Origin of the sequence: Spiroplasma endosymbiont of Danaus chrysippus (genome assembly GCF_902809815.1) — a bacterium.
Taxonomy (GTDB): Bacteria; Bacillota_I; Bacilli_A; order Mycoplasmatales; family VBWQ01; genus Spiroplasma_E.
Map to the genome: position 1 here is coordinate 77,396 of NZ_CADDIL010000003.1, position 18,981 is coordinate 96,376.

Sequence of the window (18,981 nt, forward strand, 5' to 3'; positions counted from 1 at the left end):
TTATCACTCCTTATTATTAATAAAACTATATTGTTTACCAAATTCAAATTTAGTTTTATTAATTAATAATTCATTATTTATTTGTTCAATTAATCATTTCATATCATTCATTAATGCATAACAATCACTATCTCAAGTATCATCATATAAATCTAACATTTTAGGTTCATTATTTGAATTTTCTATTTTAGATTTAGATAATCATTGAATTAAACTATATTGTCTTTTAGTTTCTTGACAATTATTTCAATCATAACTTAATATATTTTTAATTAATCCAGTAGTAGTAAAATCAATTCTATCTTTTAAATACATTACTGATTTATCTACTGGTTCAAAATTTAATCAACTCATATTTCTTTTATTTTTTTCCACATTTAAAACATCAATAAATGCTTGACCACCATTACCATAATCAACATAACAAGTAAAACCTTTAAACATAGCAAAATATTTTTGTGCTTCAATTAAATAATAATCAATAATACTATTTGCTAATTCATAAGTATTTTTAAAATGCATTGCTGGTTGACCATTAATATTAGCATTACTATGATAAAATTCACTTACTTTATGCGCTCTTCTTCCATTATAATTTTCACCAATAAATCATAATGAAGCAGCAGTAGGATGACCACTACTACTTGTTGCCATACCTATATCTAAACCACCACTTAATCTTTGTACTTGAAAATCTAATTTAGTATTTACTTTATCTAAATATCTTGCAAATATAGCACCTTGTAAAACACTAGGAACTCCATAATATCAACTTTGTGCTTTTATAGAGTCTAATACTTTTAATTCTTCTAAATCATTAATTATATCTTGTGATAAATTATGTTTATTTAATTTTCAATTACTATAATGAAATAATTTAAATTTATTATTATCAATAATAGATTTTATTTGTTCATTTTTTACTTTCATTATTTCTAAATTATAAGGTACACGTTCATTCATATAATTAATATGATATTGATATATATTATCTGGATTACAAGTTGTTATTTTAATTCTTTTTTTAGCATTACCAATAGCAAATGTAATTGCTTGAAATTCTTGTTGTGTAAATTCATTTGCTTCTTCTTCTCATTCTATTGATAAATCAAATCCTTTTATTTCACTACGAGAAAGGCCTTTTAATGGTATTCTATCATTACTATTACTATACACACCCATAACTCTAATAAATGATTTACTACCTTTAAAACGAAAATCTGCTTGTTTATTTGGATATTTTAAAGTAAAATCTTTATAATCTTGAAATCCAGCAGATATAAATGCTTCATATATTTCTTTAACCATATCATTAATATCTTTATTAAGTTTTCTAAAACCATAAATAGCAACTTTTTTATTTAATTTAATTGCTACTGCAAATAATACTGGTAATATCATTGCNCAATAATGAATATAATTAAACCAGCAACCGCAGAAGATAATAAAACTCCTATTAAACCTAAAATAATCTTTATAATTTTAAAAAACATAATATTATTCCTGTAATTCTTCTAATTTTAAAAGTTGGCCAAATCTTGTAGGGTCACTAACGATAGCAATGGTATCATTTTGCATTTGTAAAGAAATTATTATTCTATCATTAACTTTATCTCAATCCAAAGTTTGAACCTCTTTATTTAACTCACCATATAAAAATTCTTTACACATAAAAGCAAATTTTTTATTACTTGATTGACTTTCAAAATTATAATAAATTTTATATTTAGTATTTGATTTAAAAGTATATTTAATATGATTTATATTAATTTTTGTTCCTACTTCTTTTCATTTTCGAATACTTGGAATTGGATTATTTTTTAATTCAATATCTCAACAATTTTCTTCAATTTCATTTGTTTCTAAATTATTAGAAATAATTTTTATTGGTTTATTCATATTAATTTTATTTGGTGAAATAATATTTAATGTATTACTAGTAATTTTATAAATATTTTCATTATTTTCTTCTAATTCTTCTAATTTTCATAAATTACCGTTTCTTGTATTTCCAGCTAATCAAGTAAATATTGGAGTATTTGTTCTATTACAAATTAAATAAGGTTGAGAATGATTTATATCAAATGTTAATTCAGTATTACTTCCTTTTGAATAAATAAATTCTTCATAAATATAAATATCAGATAATATTAATGTTTGTCTTCTAATACCATAATTAAATCATATACGATATCTTTTATTTTCTTTACAATCATATGTAATAGTTTGATTAACTCCATTTATAACACTTGTAGCAACTATTAATCACTTTTCTTTATCTTGCTTTTTATCTAATAAATTATCAACATATTGTTTTGTAGTTGCATCTTTTTCTTGTTCTGGTTCACCTATATCAACAATTCTAGAATTATTTGAAGTAATAATTCTTTTTTCTTTAGGTTGAATAATATTTGGACTATTAGGGTCTACTTCTCATAATGATTCACTACTACCACCAGTAGCACTAATAGTATTAGTTTCTTTATCAATAGTAATATTTTCACCAGCAATTAATTTATCTTGTTTTTTATCTAATAAATTATCAACATATACTTTAGTTGTAGCATCACTTAAAAATGTAGGTGTACCAACATCAATAATTCTTCTACCATTAACATCAATACCTTTATCATCTTTTGGTTTAATAAAATTAGGATTATCTTTATCAAGTTCTCATAATGAATCAATATTACTATCAACATGAATTTTTAATTTAGGTATAGTATCAGTAATATCATCAATTTTTATACCAGTACCTTCAATTAAACTCATTTTTTGTAAAAATGTTTTATTTCCAGAATCTCAAGTTATAACTCTAGTATCACTTTCATCAAAAATATTAGGTGTATTAAAATTATCTGTATTACATGAAATAGGATTATTAATTGCTTTTCTTGAAGTATGTAAATTTGCTTGTTGTAATAAATTATATACTTCCATTAAAACATAATCTGGTTCACTTGGTGGACTAATACTACTTGATAAACCATTACCACTAATAGATACTGAACTTCTTATAAAGGCCATTCCATCAGTTAAATAATATATAGTCATTCTTGCTGTTGCTCTTTTAACTAATTGTTGTTGAGTTTCATTAAGATTTTTAAATCCTATTACTTCAATTTGATTACCAGTAATAGTATTAATTCTTTCACTACTAATAGCAATTGCCATAACAGTTAAATTAGTTTTATTTTCATCACTAGTAGTTTGGTCAGCATCTGGTATAAAACCATATATAGTTTTTAAATCATCTTTTGTAATATAATTTAAATTTACATTTCAATCAATATTATTTTTGTTTTCCATAATCTTTATACCTTCCATATCCTTGTACTGCTTGTGATTTATTAACTACACCAATAACAGATTTATATTTTCCTTGTTGAGTAACTTTTTTATTCATATTTTTAACATTAGTTCTAACTCTTTTTTCTCTATCAGTTTTAGATAAACCACCATTGGCATATTCTCTAATAAATACACTATTAGCACCAGTACCATACATACTTTTTGCTTTACACATATCAATTCAAGTTTCTCTTGTGACCATAAAATAATCATAACTTTTAGATAAATTAGTTCTATAAGTTAATGTAGCAATACCATAAGTACCAGATTGTTGTTGTATTACTGGAGTTCATATACCACCCGCTAATGCACTACTAGAAAGATTAATATAAACTCCAATAACACTATCAGCAAAATTTTCATTAATAGCATTCATTATTATTTCTTTACCTTTTTGCATTAATCCTTTACCAGTTAAATATTGTTTTTGAATATGTTGTAATTTTGCAATATTATTATTAGTAATATGTGTCATTATTTTTTTATGAATTACTGGTAAATTAGTTAATTTTTGTAAAACTTGTTGAAATTCTGATAATTCTTTTTGAGATTTACCTTGTCCTAATACTTTTGACATTAATTGATTTTTTAATATTCCTGCTGGATTTTTTAAAAAACTATTAAATAATGAATTATTTTTTTTTAAATTTTTCTATTAATTCAGCAGTTTGTATATCACTAACAGCAGTTTCTAATATTATTTTTAATAATAATATAATAGGCATTTAAATTACTTCTTTGTAAAAGTTACTTGTAAAGAACCATCATATAAAGTTTTACCTTCAACATTAGCACTTGTTGCTGTTAAATTTGAAAAATTAGCATTACCTTTAACATAATTAGGATTTTTAGCAATAACTCCTGCTTCTACTTCATCAGCAGTTGGTGTAGCACCAGCCATAGTTATTTTTCCTAAATTAGTAAATTCAATTGCTGTTGCAATATCTATACTTGAAGTAACTGTAAATCCTTTAACTAAATCTGGACGTAATGCTTTACCTTCTGAAACTAAAAACTTATGAAAATTCTTAATATTACCATTAGTTTGTAAAACAAAAATATTATCTTGACCACGATTAAATGGAAATGCTAATGCTTCTTTATGAACTAATACAGCATCACATCCTAAAAAATTAAATCCTTCTTTTTTATCAATAACTCCAGCGGGATAATTTCTACCTAATCAAGGACATTCTACAATTTTAATACCACCAATTTCTACAATTTTACCATCTTTTAATGCTTGACTTGCACTATCACTACCTAATGTAGTTGTTGATAATAATACTAATGGTTTAAAAAAACTAGATACTCATAATGTATAATCTTCTTCATCTGTACCAATATATTCATCAGTAATTCTTGCTTTTAATGTTGCTAATGTATTTGATATTTTTAATCATAATAACATTCTATAATCATCTATTTTTGGATTACTTGGTAATGCAATTTTAATAATTTCATTATCTTTTGCTGTTTTAACTGCTAATGATAATAATTTTGCTACTAAATAAGTTTCTACTGTTTTTGCTTTTGCATCAATTCAACTAGATGCTAAACTATCTGATACAAGAACATTACCATCTTCATATCTTGCACCTAATCTTTTTAAATCTAATGTTTCTTCTTCAAAAACAATTTGTTTCTTTTTATCTAATAAAATTTGTTCAACTCTTGTGGCTGTTAAATCATTAGCACCAGCACCAGCATTATAATCATCTGTAAGATTTTTTTTAGTAATATTATAAATAGCAGTACCAGCATCTAATTGTTCTCTATTTTCTACTGTAGCATTAATTAATGCAACTCTTTTTGATAATAAAACTTTTAAATTTTTAATATATTTAACTGATAAATCTAATTTACCAGTTGGATTACTTGGGTCATTAATTGTTGTTGATTGTGTTGTAATAATTGCCATATTTTTAACCTACCATTCCTATTTTTCTAGTATCTACTTCATCTTCTTTTTTTTCTTTAAATTTATCTTTTATATCTAAAGAATTACTAATATTTGTATCTTTATTTTTATTAAATAAATGTGGAAAATCTTTATTTAATAATGATAATTCTTCTTCAATATCTTCTTTATCTCCAAGATATCTTTTTAATAAATTAATATTTTCTTGTGATAAATCATATTTTTTATAACTTTCTGAATGTCTAATTTCTCTATCTTTATCAGTTTTTTCTTTATATAAAGCATTATATTTTTCTTCTAATTCTTTATTTCTACTTTCTAATTCTTTATATTTATCTTCTAAAGTTGGTTCTTTAGATTCTTCAGTTTCTGGTTCTTTTTCTACACTTTCTTCTGATTTTGTTACATTTTCTTCCTTTTTTTCTACACTTTCTTGTTCATCTTTTTTTTCTTCCATAGTATTACTTCCTTTCATTTCATTTTCATTTAACATAATTACCACCACCTTTCTAAGTTGAACTTTTAGGATTAATTACTAATGACGTAGTTTGAAGATTTCAATTAGCAGATGATGCTCCCATATAAAGTTTTGATACTAATGTTGTTATAAATTGGTATTGAACTACGATTAAGTTATCATCTTGACTTTGATATGCTTTTGTTTTAAAAGCCATTATTTTAAATCAAATACTATTTGGTAAATTTTTACCACTAGTTGTTTGAATATCATTAGTTCATATTAAATCATTAATATATATATTATTTAATCTTTCTGCATTTGTTAAAGAAGCAGTTTGATTAATTCCTATACCACCATAATCTTCATTTTTTATATTAAATGTTCAATTATTATTACTATCATTATGATTTCCAGAATCATTGTTATAAGTATTATCATTATCTTGAAAAAGAGCAGTGTTATTTTGGTCATCTGGGAAATTACCAATATCATTTAAATTTATTTTAATAGGTGTAAATCAATTTTTATTATTTATATATTTTTCTGCTAATGGTCTATCATCATATATTGCATTCATATTAAAATTAAATGTTAAACTTTCATAATCTTCTTTAAATTTATCAACATTATCATAACCATATTGATTTACATAAATACTAATACTATTATGAAACTTACCTTTAACATCTTCTAAAATATGTGGTCTCATTTGATAATTTAAACTTGCATTTTCTAATGGAGAATTAATATTATTATTAATTCCATATTGACTTTGATTACTTAAATCAATAAATATAGGGTGCGCTCTTGGTATTAATGGTGGTGGTTGTATTGCTTGTGGATAATTAAATGGTTTGTCAAATTTAAAAGTATTATTTGCTAAAATAAATGTATTTTGAATTAATCTACTATTATTACTTGCTTTACCTACTGTTTGATAAGTACCACTTCAAATAATAAAATTATCATTAATAGCACCACTTCTATTATTAGGCATACTATAAAATGTTATTTTAAAATTACTTTTACCAACAACTTTAATATCAATCATATCAATTGCTCATTTAACAATATTTGTATTAGTAAAATCTGATGTAACTAATAAAGGATTTATATTATTATCTTGTGGTAATAAATTAATTAATTCATTATTTGTTTGATTAATTTGAGCAAGATTATCTGTTGTTAATGTTTGATTACCAATAGCATCACCAGTATTTAAATTAAATTGATAAATATTCATATTATCTGTTAAATTAAATGTAAATGATGTCATATGACTTGCTGTTCCTAATACAGATTGAATAGTATCTGGTGTTTCATTTCTAAATACATCTAATGGAATTAATGCTGGATTAGTACTTTGTGAACTATATAATAATGTTGTATAAAAATTATATAATTCAGCAGATATTAAACCATTTATATAAGGAAATTGAGGTATTAATAAATTACTTGATAATTTAGCACCAATATCTAATCCACCAACAAAAGCATTCATAAATGAACCAAATAATGGAATAGTATTAAGATTAATTTTAATAGTTTCTCTAACTGTTAAAGGTATTTCACTAATAGGATTATAAATAAAATAATGTAATGCATTAATAGTATTTAATTGCTTAAATTTATTATTATTCATATTATAATGAGTATTACCAATAAATTTTTTAGTATTTTTATTATAATATTGAAAATATGGATTACCAGCAGTTGCATAATTATAATCTTCTATTTCAGCACCATTTAAAAAATTATTATCTCAATAATTTACTAATCTATTAGAAACATCTAATTTATTAGTATTCTTAGTTTTTTCAACATTAGTTCTTAAATGACCTTCATAATGTTTAGTTGCTCCATCATCATAATTTGGAGAAATTACTTTTTGTCAATCTTGATAACTATCCATTGTACTTTCACCACGTACAGTTAATACATAATTAGTTTCTGGTAATGCTTGAAAACTTACTGGGTCATAAGTTGAACATTGATATTGTCATGGAAATAATAATTTACTTGGATATTGTCTATATTTATGCTGTTTAGTATTAATAGGATTATTATCAATATCTCTACCCCATAATGCTATTGAAATAGGTTTTACTGAACCATAAAAAGATATTTGACAATGAGTAACTGGTAATGGTGTTAAATAATTACTATCTAAAATAATATTATTATTTTCATCTAATGTTGGTAATGCTACTGGGTCACCTGGCGCACCTAATTGTACATATTGATTAATTGCTAATCCACTATGTGCTAATTTATCATTTAATGAACTAAAAGTACATTGAATATATGCAAGTTCTTTATTTTCATTATTATAAGTTTTACTTGCAACTTCTAATATATATCATTGTCTATCAACTTTAATTGATTTATCAGTATTTATAACTTTATTAATTTCTGGAATCATATAAAGTTTATAAAGATTTGAAACAATATTATTAATAAAATTAAAATTCTTTTTTTCATTTGGAATATTAATAACTACATTTTTAATGGCTTGTTCTTGAATAAAAGCATTATTTGCTGGAGTAGCACTATAAGTAATACCTAATTGGTCACTTAAAATATTTCCATAAAATACATCACCAATTTGTAATTGTTTATATGCTTCATCTGGATTATCTTTATTTTGAATAGGATAATAAGAATGGTCTCAAACTGCTTGTATTGCTTCTCTACCAGTATATATTTTTGCAAATGAAGTATAATCATTAGGAATACTAGTTGGTGGTTTATATCCAGTTTCTGTTGAATTTATAGCACCTAAAATAATAGTAAAAGGACATACACGAAATTGTAAATCTTTATTTTGTGTAAAATCTTTTTCAATTTCCCCAGTTGATTTTCAAACTGTTTTAATTAATTGATGATTTATTTTCGGTATCATTCCCATTTTTAGTTTCTCCATCAACATCTTTTATTAATTTATTTTCAAATTCAATTTCTTCTTTTTTATAATTTCTATTTTCTTTTAAAATTTGTTGTGCTTCTTCTTCACTAACACCATTACGTTTCATAATAATACGTTTTCTATTAGTTAAATCTAATGCTAATTCCATTTCATGAATTTCAAGTGATTTTAATCTATCTGTAATAGTATTTTCTTTAATTTCAAATGTTCATTTAGATTTATCACCATCTAATCCCATTAATATAAAACATCTTTGAAATATTTCATTTCAATCACTTTGATTTAAAGTTCTTTTAATTCTTGTAGTTTCCATATCACGAGAATTAGTAATTAATACTTCTGCTTCAGTTTTTTGACTTGTAGTATCATTTACTGGACTATAGCCACTACCTTCAAATGCTTTATCAATAATAAATTGAATAAATTCTGCATATTTATCTAATATTGGACTACCTTGTAAAATAGCAATTGGTGGTGTTCCACTAGTACTTCCTAAACTTCTTAAATTTGCTTGTAAAATAAATTTACCTATTAATTTTTTTAAATCAAAAGCAGTTTTAGATTGATTTATTTCTTATTCAGTAATATCTAAAAATACACGAGTAACATTATATTCAAGTTCATGTTCAATTGATTCAAATGTTTTATTTAATAATTTTTGTAATTTTTTAATTGGAGTCATATCTGGATAATAATCACCAATAACTCCACCAAAGAAATTCTTTTTAGGTAAATTTTGCATAAATTTAACTGGAATAATACCTAAATTATGATTTTCTATTAATGGTAATTGTAAATCTTTACTTATTTTTTCTTGTAATCCATCTAATGTAATAAAATCACTAGTAAAATATCTAATTATTTGATTTGGAGTATATGTTGTTTTAACATAAATACTTTGGTCATCATATTGTAATCTTGACCATGTTGAAGCACTTTGTTCAGTATCTAATACTCTTGCAACCCGTGATTGAGCATAAGGTTGAGCAAAATTTAATGATATTCTACCAGTTTTACTTTTATCAATTTGAACAATACTATAACCATAACCAGATTTAATATGACAATCTTGATAAAATAATGAATCTAAATTATTTCATTCTTTTAATTTTTCAATTGCTCTTTTATATTCTTCATGTTCACTAGTTAATGTATAACCATTACCCCATAATAATTTAGAAGCATGATTTGCTATAATTTCTTGAAGATTTATCATACATCAATTAGGAGTTAATATTTCAGTATTATGATTATTCATATGTTATTTCCTTTCAAAATAAGGATTTATATTTGCACTTAAATTTCTAATATATGGCTCAATTGCATAATCAAATGCATCTCGTAAATGGTCGTTACCCGGCAAAGGTATTTGTTTAATACTTTTTTCATCTCATATTGCTAATCTAAATTCATCTAATAATTCTTGTGCATTCATACTAATATTTAAGCGTTCTGAAGCCATTAAAGCCACATTCTTACCTATTCTAAATTCAAGTCTTAATTTCACACAATCTTTAAAATATAGCCATGAATTAACTTGATATTTAATCGCTGTATCATTTAACATTTCAATAAATGTATAATTACTAAAATCACAATATACAGTTAAACCATATTCATATAACAAATTATTTTCTTTTGCTAATTTAATATAAAACTCAACTACTAATCTTGCTAATTGTTTATTATCATAACGAATTAATTTATTTTCTATTTTTAAACAATCAATAACATTAACAAATTTAAAATTATAATCAAAACCTATTAATAAACATGCTAATGCATCATCTTTAAACCCATAATCTAATCCAGCACTAAATCTATAACTTGGTTGTAATAAACGTGATATCTTATGAATTAAATGTGTATATATTCCACCAGATTCATAACCTACTAAACCATGACTTCTGACTCTTGCAGATATTGGGTCTAGAGCTTCTAATTCTAATAAACTTTCACCTTCATGTTTTGGTAATAAATAATTAAGTTTTCAATTTTGATAATGAATAATTCTTTTATCTTTTTCATTAAAATAAAATTGTTCATATTCATTAATAATTTGCTTTTCATTTTGTGGATAATAAGTAACTACATTTTTAATATAATAATTTAAAATACTTCAAGGATTACAACTATTAATTTCTAATAATTGACTACAACCACGAATAGCATCTGCCATATCTTGTCAATCTTTTTCAGCAATTTGATGTGCTTCATCAACATGTCTAATTACATAATCATATTTTGAATTATCTGGTAAACCAGTTAATTTAATTTCACTATTATTTTGTTTATATAAAGCACGACATTCAATTTCACTATCTTTATATTTAATAGTTTTACGTGTTTCAGAAAGTGTATAATCTAACCCAATTGCAAATAATACTCATCTATTTTTTAATTGATTTCAAGTATCATATAATTGTTCACTCATATTTCTAAAAACATAAGTTTTAACTTTTGTATTAGGTAATACAGTTGCTTTACATTCAAAATCAAAATCTTGAATAGTTTTACCAGATTTACGACTAACTAATTGGTCAATTCTTTTAACAGTTAAAGATTTTTTATAATACATTTGTTTTAAAATATCATTAAGATATCCAAAATGTTCTAACATTTATTTTTACTCTTATTTTCTAAACTAATTGCTATAGGGGCTGTATTATCACTACTTTTTATATCAATTTTTGTAGATAAATGATATTCTTTCACAAATGCTCTTTCTAAATATCATGCAGTATTATTTGCATTTGCTTTTAAATATCTTTGTGTATTAATATGGCGTATTTGTAAATATGCTCAATTAATTTGTTGTAAAAAAGTATTTCTCTTTTTTTGTTTTCAACTATAAAGAGTATTTTCTGTAATATTTAAATAAACTAACATACCAATTTTAGTAGGTACTTCATCAAACTCTTTACAATGAATAAAATAATTTTCTAATGCTTCTCTTAATTTTGTAGCATCATTAAAAATTGTTCTTATTTTTATTTTTTCTTCTTGCACATAAAAATCTCCTTTCATATGCTTTAAAAATACAAAAATTTATGCTATAATTAATATAATCTTTAAGTTAGAACTGCCTTGTAAATAACTTATTAACTTTATTAATTACTTCATATATCTTTTTATTTAATTTTTATAATATAATTATAACAAAAAATAGCAGTTATATTGCTATTTTTTTATTTCTTTTTTTAAATTTAAACATTTTCTTAACTTTATTTCCTAAACTTTTTCAAAACTTAAATTCTGGATGTTGTGATTTATACATAATCATAGCGCCAATAACAGTACCAATAATATTTAAAGAAATGGTAAACAATACGATTCCAAAAGGATTATTTTTTTCACATAACTCTCACCCTAAATTAATTAAATGAAGGGAAAATGCTATTCATGCTAATGATAAGGGAACTAACATAATATAAAATACAGTCATAGGTGGGTCTACTTCTTTTATTTCAGTTAACAATAAATAATCCATTTTACTTTCCTTTTCTATTTATATTTTTCTTTATTGTACATTATTTTATTAAAAAAGAAAAGATAACTAATAAAAGTTATCTCTAAACGTTGCAATAGATTTGCTAGTTATTTCAATCGTTCTTTATTATTATACTCTAAAACCAAACATTTTTCAACAATAATTTAGTAAATTTGTTAGAATAGTTAGGATTAAAAAATAAATAGAAAGGTGTTAAAAAATGTTTAATTATAAAAATAATCTTGAATATGAAATTAATAGAATTATAACAAATCATGTTAATAAAATCCATGCTTTTGATGAATATTTTTTTTCAAAATAGAGATAAAGATAGATATAAAGTTGCTAAAAAATGTAATCGTAGTATTATTTTTGAATTTGGTAAAATGATTTTTAATCAAAGAGTTTATTGAGATAAATTAAAAAAAGAATATTATTATCCAGTTTATGAAGAGTTTAATATTGAAAAAAGAGCAAAAATTATTAGTTGATTAAAAGACGAAATAATATCATATATTGGAAGAAAGAAACATTATCAAGATATTCAAGATATTTTAAAATTTACTTATGTTTCAAAAGTAACAATTAGTAAAATTCATAAAAATGCAAAAGTGCAAGAAAAATTACCAGAACAAAAATTTAAAGTTAAAAATAGTGAATTTATTTATATTAATGCTGATGATTGTTATGTTCCAGTTTGAAATAAAAATCATAAAAGAGAAATGCAAAAAATTCGTAGTATTAGTTACAATACTGGTAAAAAACAAATAGGTAAAAATAGAAATAAGTTATCAAATAAAATTTATACTTTTATGGGTGATTATAAATATAGTCCTAAAGAAGATTATTTACAAGCAAATCCAACAGTTGATTTTACTTGAAATGGATTAAAAAAATATTATGAATTTGAAAATGCTAAATTAGTAGTTTCTGGTGATGGTGCTGGATGAATATATAATTTAGCAAAATATTTGGGCGCTTATTATGTATTAGATAAATATCATGCTTTTTATTATTTATGAACTGCATATAAACCTGATAAAAGAAAAAATAAAGTTAATCCAGAAAATTTAAAAAACTTTTTAAGGTCTTGAAAATATTTTTGTAATGGTCAATATGATGAGTTAATAGCATTTTTAATTGAAACCAAAGTAAATAAAGAAACTTTAAGAATTTTTGAAAATAATAAAGAAGGTATTATTAATCAACCTGCTGATTGAAATATTGGCTGTAGTGCTGAAAGTGATATTCAACATTTAGTTAAATCTCAAACTAAAGGTGCAAAAATATATGCTTATCCAACGTTAATTAATATGTTAATGGCTAGAGCCAATTATTTAAATAGTAGAAATTATATTAATAGTGCTTAAAGTAATACAATTTAATATTTTTTAATTCTAATTTTAAGATTAGTATTTTTGTGTTGTTTAAATGTAATTTTGTAATTATATTTTTTAATCTTTTTAAATTTTATGATATAATTTAATTAACAAATATTTAGATTTGCTAGTTTTATTGTTTGAAGTTAGAAAATCTATCCGTTATATTTATTCGTCCTAGATTTACTTAAAATATTTTTTCATTCAAGATTATGTATTTAAATAAAGTAATTTTTATATGACCTAAATGAGGACCTTAATATTTTTTAAAGATTATTTTAAGTAAATCTAAAAATATTTACATTAAATATAAAAGGAGAATACAATTATGTCAAAAAATGAAAGTAAATTTCAAGTAGATGCTACTTGCTACTTAGCCCTTTTTACTAGACCATTAATTTAAAAAAAACTTGAATGTATTCAAAAAACAATTGTGTTATACAATTAACACTAATTTTGACATGAAAGGATTTTTAATAATGGATAAAATTAAACAAATAGCATTAGTAATTAACAAGTTAAATATCAAACAAAAAATTCAAATTATTGATGATAGCAAAAACCAATATTCAATTAGATATCTTTGCCAACATCTTCAACTAAACCGATCAACATATTATTTTGTAAAAAACAAACAAAACCCTATTAAAAAAGAAAAAAATCAAATTAGTAATTGTACACATAAATATCAAGAATTATGCCAACTTTTACTTGAATTTCATTTTACAAGAAAAGGACAAATTTATGGCTATTTACGAATTTTTTCAGCATTTAAAGAATGATTAAAACAATACAAACATATTATTTTAAATCTAGAATTATCAACAAAACAAATGCGAAAAATTATGAAAGATCACAATCTTCAAGGATTAAAACAAACTAAAAATAACTATCCTAAAAACAAAAAAAATCCAAATAAGTGAATACCTACAATGGATAAAGTAAACAAAGATTATAAAAGTACAACCTCTTCAAATCAAATTTGATCAATGGACACTAAACAAATAAATACTAAAGAAGGTTGATTATATCTTTTTGTAATTATTGATTTTTATTCAAATAATATTGTAAGCTATAATACATGTTCAAACAAATCCTATCAAGATTTAATTCTTCCTGCACTTGAAAAAATAAATCAACAATTCTCTTGAAACCAAGTAAAAAACGTTATTTTACACTCAGATAACGCCAACGAATTTTATTGTCAAGACATCACAAATTGAGCTGCTGATAAGCAAATAATTTTAAGCAAAAAACAACCTTATGATATTGGTGGCAATGTAATATCTGAAAACTGATTTTCTCATTTATCTCAAGAATGACTACCTAAAGGTTCAAATCAATATTTTTCTCTCAATGAAGCTATAAATGATGTAAACCAATATATTATGTTTTATAATTACGAAAGAATACATTCTAAATTTCTAAAACCACCAATTTCACAAATAAAAATTTAAAACTGTCTATCCAAAAGTGGTCCAGTATTTAGGGCTAACCACCGTTAATAACTTTTTTTCAACTTTTTGTAATTGTTTAATAAAATCATTAATAGTACCGTTATTTTTAACAATAAAATCAATATCTTTATTTAAAATTAAATATTTTTTTTGTTGATTTAATAATGAAATAACTTGTAAATCATTAACATTATCACGTTCTTTTATTCGTTGGATTTTTTTATCTTCTTCAGCCTCAATTAAAAGAATTTTATCAACTAATAAATTTAAATTTGCATTAAATAATACTGCACAATCAATAACAATTAATTCTTGCTGTATTTTATTACGAATAATATCTTCTTCAACAATTTTTATCATTTTTGGTCAAATAATATTTTCTAATTTACGTAAAATATGAGGGTGTTGAAATGCTTCATACCGTAATTTTATTTTATTAATTGTTTTATCATTATTAATAAAAGTATCACCGAATTCATTAATTAATGCTTTTTTTGTTTCTTTTAGTGTATAAATATGTTTAACAACTTTATCAACAAAAATAACATACGCACCTTTATTTTGAAAAAAATTTGTAGCAGTTGTCTTACCTACTCCCGCTTCACCAATAATACCAATAATCATGAATTCACCCTTACTTATGTTCAATTTGATAACTTGCAAGAATACCAATCATTGCTGCATTATCAGTACAGTATTCTAATTTTGGAACAATTATTTTTAAATTTGGATATTTAATTTTTAAATTTAATACTGCTAATCTTAATTGCTGATTAGCACTAACTCCTCCTGCTAAAACTAAAGTTTTTGGATTATGTTTTTTTAATGCTAATTCAATTTTATTAATCAATACTTGAATAACTGTTGTTTGAAAAGAAGTTGCAAAATTATTAAATTGTAACTTACCTTTTTCTTTATTTATCAAATTAGCACAGGCTGATTTTAAACCACTAAAACTAAAATCTAAACTATTATCATTTTTAGGTAATGGTAATTTATAAGTTTGTTTTCCCAATTTAGCACTTCGTTCAATTTCAGGACCACCCGGATATTTTAAACCTAACATTCTTGCAACTTTATCATAACATTCACCAACAGCATCATCTAATGTTTGACCAAGTATAGTGAAATTTAAATGTTCATTTGCCAACATCAACTGTGTATGACCACCACTAACTAATAAACCAAGTACTGGAAATTCTCATTCATTATTAATTAAAGAAGCATACAAATGTCCATACAAATGATTACACGGAAGCAATGGCTTTTCTAAATAAGCAGCAATAGTTTCTGCTATAATTTTACCTACGTGTAAACAACTAGCCAGACCAGGAGTATTAGTATAAGCAACAAAATCAATATCCATAATTGAAATGTTAGATTTTTCAATTGCTGTTTGTAAGACAGTAGCAATATTTTCACTATGAGCTCGTGCTGCTAATTCTGGAACAACACCACCATATTGTTGATGAAGCTTAATTTGTGAAGCAATAATATTACTTAAAACGTTTTTATCTTTAATAACAGCAACACTAGTTTCATCACAACTAGTTTCTATCGCTAAGATTATCATCAATATCCTCTTCTTTATAATAAGCAACTGCTGATTCTAAAGCTAAAATCATCATTTTTTTAAAACTAGTTTCACGTAATGCTGCTGAAATTGATTCACCGGTAATAAAAGAATCAGAAATTGTTAATAAACAAGCCGCATTTTTTTCTAAATGTTTTGCATTAGCAAATAAGGCAAAAGATTCCATTTCTACTGCTAAGCATTTACTAATTAAAGGATTAGTTTTATAATCATTATCATTAATACGATAAAATACATCACTTGAATGAATTAAACCCGATCTTAAATTTATTTTTTCACTTACTATATACGAAGAATTTTCATTTTTTTGCTGATCAAATTCATTATCAATTTTTTGTGCCACTTTATTAATAATTTTGCTAATATTACCAACAGATTCAATTTGATTTTCATCAATATTAGCAGCATATTTAGCGAAAGTAGATTCACTATATACTTTAGTAGTATTAATAATATCATAAACTTTAACATCTTTTTGATATGAACCAGCGCTACCAACACGAATAATACAGTCAACATCATAAAATTTAAATAACTCATATGAATATATACCAATTGAAGGCATACCCATACCACTAGCAGCAATAGTAATATTATATCCTTTATATTTTCCAGTAAACATTAACATATTACGAACATTATTTACTTGTTTTCAATCTTGTAAAAAATTAGAAGCAATAAATTGAGCACGTAATGGATCACCTGGCATAATTACTACTTTTGCAATTTGATCACGAGCAGCTTTGATATGAGCTGTTGAAATTTTTTCTTTATTTTCCATATATTCTCCTTTTTTTAAATAATAATAGTTATTATAATATATTGTTAATTTAGTAACAACATTAATATTTTTAATGACTAGTTTTTTATTTTAAAAATTAAATTTAATTTTATAACTTTTCATACTAATTAAAGAAAATAAAAAATATTCTAAAAAAAGTTTAATCAACACCTTTTTTAGTTTTTTAGTATAATTTATTAAAACTAAATAATGTTTAGTTTATAAAAAACTCATTACTTTATTTTAAAGTAAATGAGTTTTTATTTTAAAAAGGTGGGAAACATAAATGTTTAAAAATTTAACTAAAGGAAATAAAAAAGAAATAGAAGAATGCCAAAGAAAAATGAAAAGTTCTTCTGAAAATCGCAAATATTTACAACAAAAAATATATTTTGAATGAGAAAAATTAGATGGTGGTTAGCCCTAAATACTGGACCACTTTTGGATAGACAGTTTTAAATTTTTATTTGTGAAATTGGTGGTTTTAGAAATTTAGAATGTATTCTTTCGTAATTATAAAACATAATATATTGGTTTACATCATTTATAGCTTCATTGAGAGAAAAATATTGATTTGAACCTTTAGGTAGTCATTCTTGAGATAAATGAGAAAATCAGTTTTCAGATATTACATTGCCACCAATATCATAAGGTTGTTTTTTGCTTAAAATTATTTGCTTATCAGCAGCTCAATTTGTGATGTCTTGACAATAAAATTCGTTGGCGTTATCTGAGTGTAAAATAACGTTTTTTACTTGGTTTCAAGAGAATTGTTGATTTATTTTTTCAAGTGCAGGAAGAATTAAATCTTGATAGGATTTGTTTGAACATGTATTATAGCTTACAATATTATTTGAATAAAAATCAATAATTACAAAAAGATATAATCAACCTTCTTTAGTATTTATTTGTTTAGTGTCCATTGATCAAATTTGATTTGAAGAGGTTGTACTTTTATAATCTTTGTTTACTTTATCCATTGTAGGTATTCACTTATTTGGATTTTTTTTGTTTTTAGGATAGTTATTTTTAGTTTGTTTTAATCCTTGAAGATTGTGATCTTTCATAATTTTTCGCATTTGTTTTGTTGATAATTCTAGATTTAAAATAATATGTTTGTATTGTTTTAATCATTCTTTAAATGCTGAAAAAATTCGTAAATAGCCATAAATTTGTCCTTTTCTTGTAAAATGAAATTCAAGTAAAAGTTGGCATAATTCTTGATATTTATGTGTACAATTACTAATTTGATTTTTTTCTTTTTTAATAGGGTTTTGTTTGTTTTTTACAAAATAATATGTTGATCGGTTTAGTTGAAGATGTTGGCAAAGATATCTAATTGAATATTGGTTTTTGCTATCATCAATAATTTGAATTTTTTGTTTGATATTTAACTTGTTAATTACTAATGCTATTTGTTTAATTTTATCCATTATTAAAAATTCTTTCATGTCAAAATTAGTGTTAATTGTATAACACAATTGTTTTTCGAATACATTCAAGTTTTTTTTAAATTAATGGTCTAGTAAAAAGGGCTAAGTAGCAAGTAGCAAGTAGCATTCTAATAAATAACCAAAATTTAAAAACTAAAATCAAAAATTTTAATAAAAAAGTAATATCTT

18 protein-coding genes are annotated in these 18,981 nt (G+C 23.3%); 3 read left to right on the plus strand and 15 right to left on the minus strand.

Annotation, left to right across the window (positions count from 1 at the left end; genetic code table 4):
- The 11 genes from SPIRDC1_RS04095 to SPIRDC1_RS04145 all read right to left on the minus strand — a co-directional run.
- Positions 1–1,404: hypothetical protein (locus SPIRDC1_RS04095; RefSeq protein ID WP_233214980.1), on the minus strand; the 1,404-nt coding region annotated here is incomplete at its 5' end.
- A 93-nt stretch (positions 1,405–1,497) separates the two neighbouring features.
- The gene (locus tag SPIRDC1_RS04100; RefSeq protein ID WP_174480673.1) at positions 1,498–3,327 is read right to left on the minus strand and encodes a hypothetical protein; all 1,830 of its coding nucleotides are present in this window, start codon (positions 3,325–3,327) and stop codon (positions 1,498–1,500) included.
- Positions 3,293–3,928 (minus strand): hypothetical protein, encoded by a 636-nt coding sequence (locus SPIRDC1_RS04105; protein WP_174480674.1) that lies wholly within the window; start codon positions 3,926–3,928, stop codon positions 3,293–3,295. Before SPIRDC1_RS04105 ends, SPIRDC1_RS04100 begins: the two co-directional genes overlap by 35 nt.
- Positions 3,929–4,081: 153 nt before the next feature.
- The gene (locus SPIRDC1_RS04110; RefSeq protein WP_174480675.1) at positions 4,082–5,272 is read right to left on the minus strand and encodes a hypothetical protein; all 1,191 of its coding nucleotides are present in this window, start codon (positions 5,270–5,272) and stop codon (positions 4,082–4,084) included.
- Between the two features lie 4 nt (positions 5,273–5,276).
- Positions 5,277–5,765, minus strand: coding sequence for a hypothetical protein (locus SPIRDC1_RS04115; RefSeq protein WP_174480676.1), 489 nt, complete (start codon positions 5,763–5,765; stop codon positions 5,277–5,279).
- Positions 5,766–5,781: 16 nt separating this feature from the next.
- Entirely contained in the window at positions 5,782–8,640 is a 2,859-nt protein-coding gene (locus SPIRDC1_RS04120; RefSeq protein WP_174480677.1) for a hypothetical protein, read from the minus strand.
- Positions 8,603–8,971 (minus strand): ANTAR domain-containing protein, encoded by a 369-nt coding sequence (locus SPIRDC1_RS04125; RefSeq protein ID WP_174480678.1) that lies wholly within the window; start codon positions 8,969–8,971, stop codon positions 8,603–8,605. The genes SPIRDC1_RS04120 and SPIRDC1_RS04125 overlap by 38 nt, the downstream gene beginning before the upstream one ends.
- Positions 8,972–9,232: 261 nt before the next feature.
- Positions 9,233–9,916: a phage portal protein gene (locus SPIRDC1_RS04130; protein ID WP_174480679.1), complete on the minus strand. Its 684-nt coding sequence runs from the start codon at positions 9,914–9,916 to the stop codon at positions 9,233–9,235.
- Positions 9,917–9,919: 3 nt separating this feature from the next.
- A complete protein-coding gene (locus SPIRDC1_RS04135) occupies positions 9,920–11,278 on the minus strand; it encodes a terminase large subunit domain-containing protein (RefSeq protein WP_174480680.1) in 1,359 nt (452 codons plus the stop codon).
- Complete coding sequence (locus SPIRDC1_RS04140; protein WP_174480681.1) at positions 11,272–11,667, minus strand: terminase small subunit; 396 nt, start codon at positions 11,665–11,667, stop codon at positions 11,272–11,274. The genes SPIRDC1_RS04135 and SPIRDC1_RS04140 overlap by 7 nt, the downstream gene beginning before the upstream one ends.
- Before the next feature lie 163 nt (positions 11,668–11,830).
- On the minus strand, positions 11,831–12,148 hold the full coding sequence (locus SPIRDC1_RS04145) for a hypothetical protein (RefSeq protein WP_174480682.1): 318 nt from the start codon (positions 12,146–12,148) through the stop codon (positions 11,831–11,833).
- A gap of 299 nt (positions 12,149–12,447) precedes the next feature.
- On the opposite strand from SPIRDC1_RS04145, the gene SPIRDC1_RS04150 reads away from it, so the two are divergent.
- Together SPIRDC1_RS04150 and SPIRDC1_RS04155 are read left to right on the plus strand one after the other, a co-directional pair.
- Positions 12,448–13,518, plus strand: a complete 1,071-nt coding sequence (locus tag SPIRDC1_RS04150) for an Mbov_0401 family ICE element transposase-like protein (RefSeq protein WP_174480683.1) — start codon at positions 12,448–12,450, stop codon at positions 13,516–13,518.
- A gap of 470 nt (positions 13,519–13,988) precedes the next feature.
- Positions 13,989–14,984: an IS3 family transposase gene (locus SPIRDC1_RS04155; RefSeq protein WP_174479968.1), complete on the plus strand. Its 996-nt coding sequence runs from the start codon at positions 13,989–13,991 to the stop codon at positions 14,982–14,984.
- A 6-nt stretch (positions 14,985–14,990) separates the two neighbouring features.
- On the opposite strand, the gene coaE is transcribed toward SPIRDC1_RS04155, so the two are convergent.
- Genes coaE through SPIRDC1_RS04170 form a run of 3 tightly spaced genes read right to left on the minus strand, consistent with a single transcriptional unit; the run spans position 14,991 to position 17,359 of the window.
- A complete protein-coding gene (gene coaE, locus SPIRDC1_RS04160; protein ID WP_174480684.1) occupies positions 14,991–15,608 on the minus strand; it encodes a dephospho-CoA kinase in 618 nt (205 codons plus the stop codon).
- 10 nt (positions 15,609–15,618) lie between these two features.
- Complete coding sequence (tsaD, locus tag SPIRDC1_RS04165) at positions 15,619–16,557, minus strand: tRNA (adenosine(37)-N6)-threonylcarbamoyltransferase complex transferase subunit TsaD (protein ID WP_174480685.1); 939 nt, start codon at positions 16,555–16,557, stop codon at positions 15,619–15,621.
- Positions 16,532–17,359, minus strand: a complete 828-nt coding sequence (locus tag SPIRDC1_RS04170; protein ID WP_174480686.1) for a purine-nucleoside phosphorylase — start codon at positions 17,357–17,359, stop codon at positions 16,532–16,534. Before SPIRDC1_RS04170 ends, tsaD begins: the two co-directional genes overlap by 26 nt.
- Before the next feature lie 286 nt (positions 17,360–17,645).
- Here SPIRDC1_RS04170 and SPIRDC1_RS10260 point away from each other — a divergent pair, with 286 nt between their 5' ends.
- On the plus strand, positions 17,646–17,780 hold the full coding sequence (locus SPIRDC1_RS10260) for a hypothetical protein (RefSeq protein WP_255495913.1): 135 nt from the start codon (positions 17,646–17,648) through the stop codon (positions 17,778–17,780).
- A 34-nt stretch (positions 17,781–17,814) separates the two neighbouring features.
- Here the strand turns inward: SPIRDC1_RS10260 and SPIRDC1_RS04175 are convergent, their stop codons facing one another.
- Positions 17,815–18,810 carry an IS3 family transposase gene (locus SPIRDC1_RS04175; protein ID WP_174480061.1) on the minus strand — a complete coding sequence of 332 codons (996 nt, stop codon included), beginning with the start codon at positions 18,808–18,810 and terminating at the stop codon, positions 17,815–17,817.
- Positions 18,811–18,981 lie beyond the last annotated feature (171 nt).